This window comes from Arcicella rosea (assembly GCF_014204325.1).
Classification (GTDB): Bacteria; Bacteroidota; Bacteroidia; order Cytophagales; family Spirosomataceae; genus Arcicella; species Arcicella rosea_A.
In genome coordinates this window covers 53,027-66,450 of sequence record NZ_JACHKT010000005.1, presented here as the reverse complement: position 1 = coordinate 66,450, position 13,424 = coordinate 53,027, and the positions used below count along the sequence as shown (strand labels likewise).

Here is a 13,424-nt window from a genome sequence, read left to right as displayed (position 1 = left end):
TAATAGCATAATGTCATACAAAAAAATCGATTCAACAGCTCTTTTAAACATCCACACACTCGGTCAATTAAAAGCCTCAGGTTATCAACCAAAATCCATTAAAGATGAATTAAGAGATAATTTAATTGTAAAAATTAAAAATAAAGAGAACGTTTTTGAAGGTATTTGGGGCTACGAAGACACCGTAATTCCAGATATTGAAAGAGCAATACTTTCTCAACATCATATCAATTTATTGGGTTTACGAGGACAAGCGAAAACTCGTATTGCCCGTTTGATGGTGAATTTATTAGATGAGTATATTCCTGTAGTAAAAGGTTCTGAGTTGAATGATGACCCGATGCAACCACTCTCTCGTTTTGCGAAAGATTTAATCGAAGAACATGGCGATTTAACGCCCGTTACTTGGATGCACCGCAGCGACCGTTATACTGAAAAATTAGCAACGCCAGACGTTTCAGTAGCCGATTTGATTGGCGATGCCGACCCAATTAAAGCAGCAACGCTTCGCTTGCCTTATTCAGATGAAAGAGTAGTACATTTTGGATTGATTCCACGCTCGCATCGTTGTATTTTTGTGATTAACGAATTGCCCGACTTACAAGCACGTATTCAGGTTTCATTGTTTAATATTTTGCAAGAAGGAGACATACAAATTCGTGGTTTCAAGATTCGTTTGCCTTTAGATTTGCAATTTGTTTTTACTGCCAATCCAGAAGATTATACCAATCGTGGTTCAATCGTAACGCCTTTGAAAGACCGTATTGATTCACAAATTGTAACGCACTATCCGAAAACTTTAGAAATCGGTAAAAAAATTACTTTACAAGAAGCAAAACTCAAAGGCGAGCAAGAAGAAATGGTAACGACTAATCATATCATGGATGATTTGATTGAGCAAATTGCGATTGAAGCTCGTTCGTCTGAATTTGTTGATGCAAAATCTGGGGTTTCTGCTCGTATGACGATTTCTGCTTATGAAAATCTAATTTCTTCTGCCGAAAGACGTGCATTAATTAACGGTGAAGACAAAACTTATGTGCGTGTTGCCGATTTAATTGGCGTAATTCCTGCTGTATGCGGCAAAGTTGAATTGGTTTATGAAGGCGAAGTAGAAGGGCCAGTAATTGTTGCTCAGAATTTGGTTGGAAAAGCCATCAGAGCTCAGTTCTTGAATTTTTTCCCAGACCCAGAAAAAATCAAGAAAGTAGCTAAAGACAAAGCAGGTAAAAATCCTTATAAACCAATTATCGACTGGTTTATGGATGGCAATGTGATGGACATTTTAAATGATTGTTCCGACAGCGAGTACTCTGCACGTTTAAGAACCATTGAAGGTTTGGACGATTTAATTGAAAAAGTATATCCAGCCATTCAAGGAAGAGAAAAATTATTTATGATGGAATTTGTCTTGCACGGGCTTTCAGAATTCTCTATCATTTCTAAAAAGAACCTTGAAAAAGGACTTCAATTTAAAGATTTAACAGACTCACTCTTCGATTTGGATAAATTCAAATTTGATGATGACGAAGAAGATTATAAGTAAGTATTAAAAAAAGAGCTTGACAAAATAAAATTGTCAAGCTCTTTTTAATTTATGCCTTCGGATGTGCCTGTTCGTAAATTTTCTTAATCTTTTCCATAGAATTATGCGTATAAACTTGAGTTGCTGAAAGCGACGCATGACCTAATAAATCCTTAATGGCATTCAAATCTGCTCCATTATTTAACAAATGCGTAGCATAAGAATGTCGTAAAATATGAGGTGATTTTTTAGTCAATGTGGTTACCAAGGATAAGTATTTTTTGGTAATTCTTTGGATCAAAACTGGATAACTTTTCTCTCCTTTATCTGTAATAATCAAGTATTCATTCCCTAAATTTTCAGTATTTTTATAAGCTTGATAAGCTTGAATCAAATTAACCAACTGCTGATTGATTGGAATAATTCTCTGTTTATTGCGTTTTCCTAAAACAGTAAGCGTCCTACTATAAAAATCAATATCACTTTCTTTCAATTCAATCATTTCAGAAAGACGCATTCCTGTGCCATAAAGCAATTCTAAAACCAATTTATCACGTACCCCCATAAAATCTTGTGTAAATTCCACATCATCCAGCAACGTATCTAATTCCGTTTCACGCACAAAAGAAGGAATGGTTTTCTGAGTTTTCATCGCAGAAACCTTAAACATTGGGTCTTTTTCTATGATTTTTTTTCTGAGTAAAAACTTATAAAAAGTTCTGAGCGTAGCAATTTTACGGTTAATAGAACGATTTTCTACTTCCATTTCAACTAGGGATACAATCCACGAACGAATCATCTGAAAATCTGCTAATTGTGGATGTTCAAATTCATACGATTTCACCAAATACTCTGTAAACTGCTTCATATCAGAACGATAAGCCGTAACAGTATGTTCACTACTTCGCTTTTCAAATTGAATATATTTGATAAAGAAATCGATAATTTCTGGCATTGAATTCTTGAGATTTTACAAATTGAGAGGCTTAATACTCATAATTTACAACAAAGCTACTAAAAACAAAAACGTCTGAACAAACGATGTTTATTCAGACGTTTTTTATGATGCTGACGGTTATCGGCTTAATTCACGATTAAATTGATAACAAAATACTTCTGTTATTTAAAAAAAATCAATCTATGAACTATGCTTCTTCGTTACCGTACATTCTTTGTTTGTATGACGCACGAATGATTTCAGTACGACGGCCAATTGATGGTTTTTCAAATGCCGCACGTTTACGAAGTTGCTTTACAACGCCAGTTTTTTCAAATTTTTTCTTGAATCTTTTTAACGCTTTGTCGATTGACTCGTTTTCTTTAATATTGATAATCAGCATATTATTTTGTTTGTTTAAAATCTTTTTTTGTAATAGAGGTGCAAAGATAAAACTTACTTCTTTAAATGTCAAGTAATTTAAGCAATAATTGCCTGATTGATTAATGGTTGTAGGTTTATTCAACACTTTTTTAGTCTTTTAAATATACATATCTGGGCAACACCTTTCTTTATTTTTATTTTTCATCAAATAAATACAATTTATAGCAAGTAGAGATTTCACAAAACCTTCTTATGCCTTTGAATTAGATTTTATTGATTAAGCATAAGACATTTTTCAAAAATTTATTCCAAAAAAGGATAAATCATACAGTCCAAATATTTAGGTTTAACTTATTATTTATCTTATCCAAGTAATACAAACTATGACCTTATTTATTATATTCTTGTGTATTGGGCTTTTAGTCCTACTTATTACTTGGGGAAAACTCAATCCCTTTATAGCTTTTCTTATCGTTTCTATCGTTGCTGGTATTACAACAGGTATTCCTTTAAGCAGTATTGGAAAATCCCTACAAAAAGGTGTAGGCGATATGTTGGGTTCATTAGTAATTGTTATTGCCTTGGGTGCTATGCTTGGTAAAATTGTTGCGGAAAGCGGTGCTGCTCAGAAAATCGCTTCGGTGATGATGAAAATTTTCGGTGAAAAATACATCCAATGGGGCTTAGTTTGTACGGGATTTATCATCGGTATTCCACTTTTTTATAATGTAGGTTTTGTGTTAATGATTCCTCTGATATTTTCCGTAGTGAATCAATATAAATTACCTGCGGTTTACATCGGCTTACCAATGTTGGCTTCTTTATCCGTTGCTCACGGATTTTTGCCTCCTCACCCCTCTCCTGCGGCTTTAGTTGCTCAGTTCAATGCTGATATGGGACTTACCTTGGTTTATGGTATTATTATCGCCATTCCAACTATCGTTATTGCAGGTCCAATTTTTTCTTTGACACTCAAAAATATTCCTTCAAAACCTTTAGAGACATTTCAAAGTAAAACACTTCCTAAAGAACAATTACCAAGTACTTTAAATAGCTTTTTAACTTCACTTTTACCAGTTATTTTATTAGCATCCACAACACTTTTAGCAACATTTTGGAAAGACAATGAATCACTAAAGTCATTTGGGGTATTTGTAGCTGACCCTTCGATTGTCATGTTGATTTCTGTACTTGTAGCAACGTTTACTTTAGGAATTAAGATGGGAACATCTATGAAAACCATCATGTCAATTTATACCGAAGCCGTTAAAGATGTAGCAATGATTGTATTAATCATAGGCGGAGCAGGTGCTTTAAAACAAATCCTGATGGATGGCGGAGTAAGTAATGAAATTGCAGTTATCCTAAAAACTTTACCATTAGATCCTTTGATTTTAGGTTGGTTGGTAGCAGCGATTATCAGAGTTTGTTTAGGTTCTGCAACTGTAGCTGGACTAACGACTGCTGGAATCATGGCTCCATTGGTTGCTCAATCAGGAGTAAATCCAAACTTAATGGTTTTATCAATTGGTGTAGGAAGCTTGATGTTCTCGCATGTAAACGACCCTGGTTTTTGGTTATTTAAAGAGTATTTCAACCTAAGTATCAAAAATACCATTAAGTCTTGGTCGATGATGGAAAGTATCGTAGCTGTGGTAGGATTAGTCGGTGTGCTGATTCTGGATGCCGTGATTTAATCATATCAATACTGGTGTTAGTGAGAACTTTATCAACACCAGTGTTTTTTATATTTCAGCAGAAAAGTATCCTCATTATTAAAACTCTAATTCTTTTATCGAATTATCAGCCATTAATTTCTTCACCAATTTATCATGCTTGGAGGAACGCCCTCTAACAGACCAATTACTTGTCAATACATTATTATTAATAATTTGTTTTTCTCTTTTGGCAGTCAAGTTACATTGCTCAAAAATCATTTCTAATCTCTTGAAGCAATCAGGACTATATTCACAGACAATTCGGTAATTATGGGTACGACCATACTTTCCCATGATTACTTCAAGTTTTACAAAAAGCCCTAAAACTATATATACAACGCTAGTTCCAAGAAAAGAAAGCAAAATATGTCCATCGCCAATTGCCATTCCTAAAGAAGCAGTAACCCAAATAATTGTTGCAGTGGTAAGCCCTTTTACTTTATCATCCGTTCTAAAGATTACTCCAGCACCCAAAAATCCAATTCCAGTAACCACATTAGCCGAAATACGGTCGGGAGAAACAGCAATTCCCATCTTTTCAGATAAAATTGTAAAAATAGTACAGCCCACTGAAATCAACGTAAAAGTTCGCAAACCCGCAGATTTGCTTCTGTACTCACGTTCTAAACCAATCAAAGCTCCTACAACCGTAGATGCTAAGATTTTCAAGAAATCATCATTATAAAAAATGTGATTAAACAGTATTTCTAAATCACTCATTTTTGGGTTAGTGCTTTATGAATTTTTCTTTTTTGAGATGTTTTATGTACATAATTATTGGACAAAACACTAATATTTCCGTCCACTTCCAACACTGCTAAATCAACCTTTTCGATACTTTCTACACCATGTTCACGAATAGCAGCATTCAATTCTTCTAAAGAAAGTCCAGATTTTTGTAAAGCTTGCTCCTTAATTTTCCCTTGATACACCAACATCAAAGGCTCGCCTTGAATAATTTTACTGATGGTTTGGTTACTAAACATGATTTTTTTCAAGACAAAATTCATCGCAAATAAACCTCCAGCTGCAGCAAAACCTCCGATAAGAGAAGTATTATCGCCAACCATTGCGTTCTGCACAGCATTTGAAATCAAGAGAATAAAAACTAAATCAATCACTGATAATTGAGATAATTCCTTTTTGCCAAACAAACGAATAGCCGCTACGATAAACACGTAAACGGCTATTGATTTAAGAGATATAATAAAGTAATCCATTAGTTAATTATTCATAACGACAAGCTTTCAATTTATTCTCTACAATTTATCGGTTGCCATAACCATTCCTAAATTCAAACGAGCAACGATGTCATGGATTTTGGTCAAATCTTGTACGGTTCTATCTTTTGCAATTCTTAAAATTACAGTTTCCGAACCTTTCTTTTTAGCTTCTTCACCAAGATATACTTCTAGTTCTTCAAAAGGAACAGGATTATCATCAACGAAGTAATTATTGTTTTCATCAACGGTTAATCTAATATTCTCTTTAGTTGCCGTTTGTTGGGCAGTTGATGATTCTGGTAATAACAACTTTATAGCATCTGGACTAGCCAAGGTTGAAATCATCAAGAAGAACATCATCAAGAAAAAGAGTATATCCGCTAATGCACCAGTCTCAACTTCCGATTGTTCACGAGTACGTTTTCTTATATTCATATTTTTTCAACAATGAAGAATGAATGCTTTATATCAGCAATCAGCCATTAAAAATTATTTAGATGATGCTGGTTTATGCAAAATATCCAAGAAGTCAATTGCTGTTACTTCCATTTTATTCACGGCACGGTCAATCATCGTAGTTAGAATAGTATAGAAAAAGTAAGCAATAATACCAACCATTAAACCAGTAGCCGAAGTAACCATTTTTTCATAAATACCACTTGCAATCGTACTAATGTCAATTTTGTTGGCTACAGAAATATTATGAAAAGTACGAATCATCCCAGAAACAGTCCCTAAGAAACCAAACATCGGTGCGATTTTAGCAATGGCAGAAAGAAAACTAAGGTTTTTTTCCATGTTATAAATCTCTACTCTCGCTGTATTTTCAATCGCAGTTTCAATATCACGAATCGGCGAACCCAAACGGTTTAATCCTTTTTCTAATAATCTAGCAATCGGGAATTGTGCGTTCTTGCAATATGCCACTGCACCTTGAACATTTCCAGCATAGAGCATTTCTCGGATGGAAAAAAGAAAATTATTATCAAGTCTGGCTGTTTTGCGGATATAAAAATATCTTTCTAAAAATAAAAACAAGGCAATAAAAAACAATACAAAAATTGGAATCATTACCCAACCTCCTTTTTCTAAGAGGTTCAAAATATTCATTTCTTGATCAGCTTTAGTTACTCCATTAGCTACAGAAGTAGCCACAGAATCAGGAGAAATAACGTTAGTTTGCAATAGGATACTTTGAAAAATCTGCATAGCTTTTTACGGATTACGAAGAGTCAAGTTTAAAATTTGGGCTTGAGTCGTTTAAAAAAAATGTTGGAGATTAATTAATTTTTAACAAGTTTAACGAAAAAAAATGACTTATGTGATATGCCTTATCTGAAAATTCTTGGTTGTGTAATTGCTCACAAAAACTTAAAAATCTGAGTATTAAAACATTATGTGATTGTATTTTGGGATAAATTTTAACCAGAAAATTTACCATTAAAATCAATTCAACGAGAGTTGCTTGCTCAAGACACCCTCCTTTAACGCAAAGTTTGATACTTTTATTTGATGAATATCATATCGCTTCAGCACAAAATCAATCAAACAAACACCAACTACAATCATATCTACACGAAGTGCTATCATTCCAGCCAAAGCCATTCGTTCTTCATGATTCCTAGAAACAATTTTTAAGAATGAATCATAAAATTCGGCAATGGGTAATTCAAATGAAACCTGTTCTATAGGTGGTAATTGCCCATAGGTTTTCATAAAGTAAAGATCAATCAAGGTTTCAAAAGAGCCAGCAGAACCAATGACACAAATTGGTGCATATTGATGCACAGCATTTGTTAAAGGCAATAATTGTTCTTCTAAATAATCTTTCAATGATTGAACCGAGCGAGGAGAAATAGGGTCTGAATTCATGAATTTATCCATCAAACGTTGTCCGCCAATTTCAAAACTTTGTTTCCAAAAAACCCTTTCCTGATTACAAATGATAAATTCAACAGAACCTCCACCAATATCAATGATTAAAGAAGTATCATTTCCAATTGGCATTCCTAGTTTTACTCCTTCATAAATCAATGTAGCTTCTTCTTCTCCAGAAATCACTTTAATTAAAATGCCTGTTTGTTTAAAAATTTCCTCACAGAAAGCATTTCCGTTTTTGGCATTTCTTACCGCACTTGTTGCTGTGGCAAAAATATTCTCAGTACTTACTTTTTCTTGACTTAACTTTTCTTGAAAGTATTTTAGAGCCAAAACGGCTCTTTCAATTCCTTCTTGAGTAATAATTCCTGAAGAAATACCTCCTAAACCAATTTTAGCTGCATAACTATCTTCATGTATTTTTTGGTAAGTGTTACCTTCTTGGGCTACAATAAGTAGCTGAAAAGTATTTGTACCTAAATCTATAAACGCTTTCTTTATCACTTTATAATTGATTCTGATGTTTTGGATTTACCTTTGTCAATGCAAATGTACGTGAATGTTTCTATGTTAAAATTATTGTGATTCAAGAACCTAAAAATATCCTAATCACTGGCATTACTGGCTTGGTGGGAAGTTTTGTAGCTAAACGCTTCTTAGAAGCTGGCTATCAAGTAATTGGCTTAAAAAGAAATACGAGCGACTTATCATTGGTCAAAGACATTACCAGTAAAATCACTTGGAAAGAAGGTGATATTTTAGACGTAATGTTTTTGGATGAATTGATGAAAGACATTGATTTAGTGGTTCATGCGGCGGCAATTGTTTCTTTTGCACCAAAAGACCGTAATCTTATGTTTAAAACCAATATTGAAGGCACAGCAAATATTGTGAATAGTTGCTTAACACATGGAGTAAAGAAAATTTGCTTTGTGAGTTCTGTTGCAGCTTTAGGACGCAAAATTCCTGTAGATGCAAAAGCAGAATCAATCATATCAATTGATGAAAAATCAACTTGGGAAGAAAGTCCGCTTAATTCAAATTACGCTAAATCTAAATACTTAGCTGAAATGGAAATTTGGCGAGGTGTTTCTGAAGGATTAGCCTCGGTAATAGTCAATCCATCATTGATACTGGGCGAAGCCGATTGGACAAAAAGCAGTACACAATTATTCAAATATGCCAATGAAGAACATCTTTTCTATCCGCAAGGCACTTTAAATTACGTAGATGTCCACGATGTAGCTGAGAGTATTTTTCAATTGACGACCTCAGACATTTCTGGTGAAAGGTTTATCGTAAACAGTGGACATATTTCTTTCAAAGATTTTTTTGAGAAAGTAGCCCAATTGCTCAATAAAAAACCACCAAGAAAGTTAATAAGTAAATTTTTAACAGCCATTATTTGGCGACTAGAAGCACTTAAAAGTTTTTTAACTGGCAATGCCCCTTTAATTACCAAAGAAACTGTGCTATCATCAAGTCATCATTTTTATTATCCTAATGAAAAAATAAAAAAATCTTTGGGTATGAAATTTAAGGACTTGGATGAAACATTGAATCGAATTTGTAACCATTTAAACGTAAAGTACACAAATAAGCAGTAATCCTCTTAGAAAAATGCAATATAGCATCTAATGTTACTTACTGATTTTGGTAAATTAAAAGTTTTTTTATTATCTTAGCAATAAGACAATCTGGCAAAGTATAAAATGTTATATCATTTCCTAATGATAAATATTTTTCCAGCCACTGATAAACATCACCTCACCCCCTGCAATCAAAATGATGGAACAAGATTTTGAAGACCGCCAAGAAGAGACACTGCATTCAGTGAGGCGTTTTGAGTCTATGCTCAAACGTAGGGAGAATTCTTTCTTCGACCTCGATACCTACGAACAAATCGTAGAGCATTATATGGAAGAAGGCAAGATAGAAGATGCCATGCAAGCCTGCGACATTGCCCTTGAACAATACCCCTATGCTTTAGAGTTGATGCTCTGTAAAGCAGAGTTACTAGCCAATCAAGGTAAACATGATGAAGCCTTAGAAATAGTAACACAAGCAGAGATTTTTAACCCTTCTGATAGCGATACCATTTACCTCAAGAGTACTATTCATAATCTGAAAGGTGATTATCAAACTGCAATTGAACTCTTAACTGAGATTTTGGACATTGCCGAAGAAAGAGATGAAGTTTATTTCCATATCGGTTTGGCATACCAAAGTTGGGGTAAACATCATAATGCGGTTGCTGCTTTTAAACAAGCGATTGAAGCTAATATAAAAAATGAAAATGCTCTTTATGAATTAGCCAACAGTTTGGATGAAATTGGTAAGCTAGAAGAATCTCTTCCCTTTTATCAACAATTTATAGATACTGATCCTTTTTCAGAAAATGCTTGGTATAATATCGGAATTGCCTATTCAAAACTAGCCAAGTTTGAAGAAGCCGCAGATGCTTATGAATATGCTATTGCGATTAATGATAAATTCTCGTCGGCTTATTTCAATTTAGGAAATTCATATATGAATTTGAGTAATTGGGCTAAAGCAGAAGAAAACTACCGCTATTGCCTTGAACATGAAGATATAAGTCCAGAAGTATATTGCTGTTTAGGGGCAAGTATCGAACGCCAAGAACGCTTTTCAGAAGCAATTCATTACTATAAATATGCTATTCAACTTGACCCAGAATGGGATGATGGTTATTTTGGAGTAGGCATTTGTCTTTGCGAAATGAAAAGATGGATGGAGGCAATTCATTTCATTAAAAAAGCCTTGAGCCTTGATGACAAGAATGCTTATTACTGGTTAGCAATGGCTGATGCTGAAACAAACTTAGGGAATATTGCTACTGGTATAGAGGCTTATCAAAAATCAGCAGAATTAGAACCTATCAATCCTGAGGCATGGATTAAGTGGTCTGCCATAATTCATGAACAAGGTGATTTTGATCTAGCTGCGGAACTAATGGTTTCAGCAATTGACATTATGCCTGAAGAAGCTGAGTTATATTATCGTGCTTCAATTTATTTGATAAAAGCTGGTAAATTTCAAGAAGCATTTACTTACTTAGAAACAGCATTAGTATTAAGTTATGAAGGTCACGAATTGATGTTTGAATACTTTAAAAGCTTAGAAACGCAAAAAACAATTTTTAGAATTATTGAGCAATATAAAAAGTAATGGTTTAAGTACTATTTATCAACAAAAGAACCCCGAAAAATTGATGATTTTTCGGGGTTCTTTTGTTGATACCATTATCGTTAAATGGTTTTATTTTTTCTCAAAATCTCTATGATTAGCCATTTTGAATAACTCATCCTTTGATAAAGATTTGAAGTATTCATAAGTAATCTTCAAGCCTTCTGAACGACTCACTTTAGGTTCCCAACCTAATATCGCCTTTGCCTTCGTAATATCTGGTTTACGTTGCTTAGGGTCATCTGTTGGTAATGGTAATGAAATTAACTTTTGCTCTGTTCCTGTCAGTTTGATAATCTCTTCGCCAAATTCCTTGATCGTTATCTCATCAGGATTACCAATATTTACTGGTTGTGCATAATCACTTAGTAATAAACGATAGATTCCTTCTACCAAGTCATCTACATAACAGAAGGCTCTTGTCTGTGAACCATCGCCAAACATCGTTAGGTCTTCACCTCTTAAAGCTTGACCGATGAATGCAGGTAATACTCTACCATCATTCAGTCGCATTCTTGGGCCATAAGTATTAAAGATTCTAACAATTCTTGTCTCTAAACCGTGGAAAGTATGATAAGCCATCGTCATCGCTTCTTGGAAACGTTTCGCTTCATCATAAACTCCTCTTGGCCCTACTGGGTTTACATTTCCCCAATACTCTTCTGGTTGTGGATGAACCGTTGGGTCGCCATAAACTTCTGAGGTTGAAGCAATCAATACTCTTGCTCCTTTTACTCTTGCTAAGCCAAGGCAATTGTGAATCCCCAATGAACCAACTTTTAATGTCTGGATTGGAATCTTCAAATAGTCAATCGGTGAAGCTGGAGATGCAAAATGAAGGATATAATCTAATTCACCTGGTACATGGATAAACTTAGATACATCATGGTGGTAAAATTCAAAATTCGGTAATTTGAAAAGGTGTTCGATATTCTTCAAATCACCAGTAATCAAATTATCCATCGCTATCACATGATAGCCTTCTTTGATAAATCTGTCACAAAGGTGAGAACCCAAGAAACCCGCTCCACCTGTTATTAATACTCGTTTCATATTTTATATAGTTAGTAATTTAGTGAGTTGTGATTGAGTGATTTCTAATATGAAGTATTAATTTCAAAAAATCACTCAATCACAATTCACTAAATCACAATTATTTAACTGTCTCTCTACCAATTGAATAATAAGTATATCCCAATTCCTTCATTTGTTCTAATTCATACAAATTACGACCATCGAAGATTACTTTATCTTTCAATAACACTTCCATCACCTCAAACTCTGGTGTACGGAATTGTGGCCATTCAGTCATGATTAATACTGCATCTGCATCTTTGATAGCTTCGTAAGGACCTTTGGTATAAGTAATTGTATCTCCAATTACTCCTTTCACATTCTCCATCGCCTCTGGGTCGAAGGCTTTGATGATAGCTCCTTCCGCTAACAATTCTTTGATATTATACAAAGCTGGTGCTTCACGAATATCATCTGTGTATGGCTTGAAAGCCAAGCCCCACATTCCAAATACTTTTCCTTTCAAATCTCCACCAAAATGTGCTTTGATATGTGGAATTAATTTAGTCTTTTGATCTTCGTTAACAGTCATTACAGCTTTCAATATCTGAAACTCATAGCCAGAATCTTTTGAAGTCTTCTCTAATGCTTGAACATCTTTGGGAAAACAACTTCCACCGTAACCAATCCCTGCAAACAAGAAACGCTTACCGATTCTTGAATCTGTCCCTATTCCTCTACGAATATCATCTACATTCGCTCCAACCATTTCACAAAGATTAGCAATTTCATTCATGAAAGTAATCTTAGTTGCCAAGAAAGCATTCGCAGCATATTTCGTCATTTCTGCTGAACGTTCGTCCATGAAAATAACAGGATTCCCTTGGCGAACCAATGGTGCATATAATTTCGTCATTACTCCTTTAGCTTTCTCTGAACTTGTACCGATTACTACTCGGTCGGGTTTCATGAAATCTTCTACAGCAACACCTTCTCTTAAAAATTCTGGATTCGATACTACATCAAATAATTCAGTAGAAGCATTCTTGGCGATGGCAGCATGGACTTTCTCTGCTGTACCAACTGGTACTGTACTCTTATCGATTACTACTACATATTGATCTAAAATTGGCCCTAAATCATTAGCAACCTTCAAAATATATTTCAAATCGGCTGAACCATCTTCACCTGGAGGAGTAGGTAAAGCTAAGAAAATCACTTTTGCATCCTTGATTCCTTCTGCTAAATCTGTAGTGAATTTCAAACGACCCTCTGCCGTATTTCTGTTGAATAATACATCAAGACCTGGCTCATAAATTGGAATGATACCATTTTTCATCTTCTCAACCTTGTTTGCATCTATATCAACGCAAACTACTTGATTACCAGTCTCTGCAAAACAAGTACCTGTTACTAATCCTACATATCCTGTGCCGACTACTGCTATTTTCATAAAATTTGTATTTTGTATTTAGAATGGTAATTTAAGCTAATTAAATTTATTTTTATCAACATTATACCAAATAAAGTAACTAAAA

At 34.4% G+C, this 13,424-nt stretch carries 13 protein-coding genes; 4 read left to right on the top strand and 9 right to left on the bottom strand.

Translation table 11 applies throughout. The features are described 5' to 3' along the window. Window positions 1-10: 10 nt before the first annotated feature. On the top strand, window positions 11-1,546 hold the full coding sequence (locus tag HNP25_RS04985) for a P-loop NTPase family protein (RefSeq protein ID WP_184131203.1): 1,536 nt from the start codon (window positions 11-13) through the stop codon (window positions 1,544-1,546). A gap of 49 nt (window positions 1,547-1,595) precedes the next feature. On the opposite strand, the gene HNP25_RS04980 is transcribed toward HNP25_RS04985, so the two are convergent. Continuing rightward, window positions 1,596-2,480 (bottom strand): tyrosine-type recombinase/integrase, encoded by an 885-nt coding sequence (locus HNP25_RS04980; protein ID WP_184131200.1) that lies wholly within the window; start codon window positions 2,478-2,480, stop codon window positions 1,596-1,598. A 190-nt stretch (window positions 2,481-2,670) separates the two neighbouring features. Next, window positions 2,671-2,865: a 30S ribosomal protein S21 gene (gene rpsU, locus HNP25_RS04975; protein ID WP_184131554.1), complete on the bottom strand. Its 195-nt coding sequence runs from the start codon at window positions 2,863-2,865 to the stop codon at window positions 2,671-2,673. Between the two features lie 364 nt (window positions 2,866-3,229). Here rpsU and HNP25_RS04970 point away from each other — a divergent pair, with 364 nt between their 5' ends. Next, the gene (locus tag HNP25_RS04970) at window positions 3,230-4,543 is read left to right on the top strand and encodes a gluconate:H+ symporter (RefSeq protein ID WP_184131197.1); all 1,314 of its coding nucleotides are present in this window, start codon (window positions 3,230-3,232) and stop codon (window positions 4,541-4,543) included. Between the two features lie 78 nt (window positions 4,544-4,621). Here the strand turns inward: HNP25_RS04970 and HNP25_RS04965 are convergent, their stop codons facing one another. The 5 genes from HNP25_RS04965 to HNP25_RS04945 form a co-directional block, all read right to left on the bottom strand. Then, entirely contained in the window at window positions 4,622-5,284 is a 663-nt protein-coding gene (locus tag HNP25_RS04965; protein WP_184131194.1) for an MgtC/SapB family protein, read from the bottom strand. Continuing rightward, window positions 5,281-5,784, bottom strand: a complete 504-nt coding sequence (locus HNP25_RS04960; RefSeq protein ID WP_184131191.1) for a DUF421 domain-containing protein — start codon at window positions 5,782-5,784, stop codon at window positions 5,281-5,283. The genes HNP25_RS04965 and HNP25_RS04960 overlap by 4 nt, the downstream gene beginning before the upstream one ends. Before the next feature lie 39 nt (window positions 5,785-5,823). Continuing rightward, the gene (locus HNP25_RS04955; protein WP_184131188.1) at window positions 5,824-6,222 is read right to left on the bottom strand and encodes an ExbD/TolR family protein; all 399 of its coding nucleotides are present in this window, start codon (window positions 6,220-6,222) and stop codon (window positions 5,824-5,826) included. Between the two features lie 54 nt (window positions 6,223-6,276). Next, complete coding sequence (locus tag HNP25_RS04950; protein WP_184131185.1) at window positions 6,277-6,972, bottom strand: MotA/TolQ/ExbB proton channel family protein; 696 nt, start codon at window positions 6,970-6,972, stop codon at window positions 6,277-6,279. A 261-nt stretch (window positions 6,973-7,233) separates the two neighbouring features. Further along, window positions 7,234-8,169, bottom strand: a complete 936-nt coding sequence (locus HNP25_RS04945) for a Ppx/GppA phosphatase family protein (protein ID WP_310587157.1) — start codon at window positions 8,167-8,169, stop codon at window positions 7,234-7,236. Between the two features lie 77 nt (window positions 8,170-8,246). On the opposite strand from HNP25_RS04945, the gene HNP25_RS04940 reads away from it, so the two are divergent. Both HNP25_RS04940 and HNP25_RS04935 read left to right on the top strand, forming a co-directional pair. Next, window positions 8,247-9,272, top strand: coding sequence for an SDR family NAD(P)-dependent oxidoreductase (locus HNP25_RS04940; protein WP_310587156.1), 1,026 nt, complete (start codon window positions 8,247-8,249; stop codon window positions 9,270-9,272). 178 nt (window positions 9,273-9,450) lie between these two features. Beyond that, window positions 9,451-10,854, top strand: coding sequence for a tetratricopeptide repeat protein (locus HNP25_RS04935; protein ID WP_229202793.1), 1,404 nt, complete (start codon window positions 9,451-9,453; stop codon window positions 10,852-10,854). A 90-nt stretch (window positions 10,855-10,944) separates the two neighbouring features. On the opposite strand, the gene HNP25_RS04930 is transcribed toward HNP25_RS04935, so the two are convergent. Next, entirely contained in the window at window positions 10,945-11,925 is a 981-nt protein-coding gene (locus HNP25_RS04930) for a UDP-glucuronic acid decarboxylase family protein (protein WP_184131183.1), read from the bottom strand. A 100-nt stretch (window positions 11,926-12,025) separates the two neighbouring features. Beyond that, a complete protein-coding gene (locus HNP25_RS04925) occupies window positions 12,026-13,339 on the bottom strand; it encodes a UDP-glucose dehydrogenase family protein (RefSeq protein WP_184131180.1) in 1,314 nt (437 codons plus the stop codon). Window positions 13,340-13,424 lie beyond the last annotated feature (85 nt).

Coding starts and splice junctions, on each gene's coding strand:
- HNP25_RS04985 (WP_184131203.1), top strand. CDS start 11: ATGTCATACAAAAAAATCGATTCAACAGCTCTTTTAAACATCCACACA.
- HNP25_RS04980 (WP_184131200.1), bottom strand. CDS start 2,480: ATGCCAGAAATTATCGATTTCTTTATCAAATATATTCAATTTGAAAAG.
- rpsU (WP_184131554.1), bottom strand. CDS start 2,865: ATGCTGATTATCAATATTAAAGAAAACGAGTCAATCGACAAAGCGTTA.
- HNP25_RS04970 (WP_184131197.1), top strand. CDS start 3,230: ATGACCTTATTTATTATATTCTTGTGTATTGGGCTTTTAGTCCTACTT.
- HNP25_RS04965 (WP_184131194.1), bottom strand. CDS start 5,284: ATGAGTGATTTAGAAATACTGTTTAATCACATTTTTTATAATGATGAT.
- HNP25_RS04960 (WP_184131191.1), bottom strand. CDS start 5,784: ATGGATTACTTTATTATATCTCTTAAATCAATAGCCGTTTACGTGTTT.
- HNP25_RS04955 (WP_184131188.1), bottom strand. CDS start 6,222: ATGAATATAAGAAAACGTACTCGTGAACAATCGGAAGTTGAGACTGGT.
- HNP25_RS04935 (WP_229202793.1), top strand. CDS start 9,451: ATGATGGAACAAGATTTTGAAGACCGCCAAGAAGAGACACTGCATTCA.
- HNP25_RS04930 (WP_184131183.1), bottom strand. CDS start 11,925: ATGAAACGAGTATTAATAACAGGTGGAGCGGGTTTCTTGGGTTCTCAC.
- HNP25_RS04925 (WP_184131180.1), bottom strand. CDS start 13,339: ATGAAAATAGCAGTAGTCGGCACAGGATATGTAGGATTAGTAACAGGT.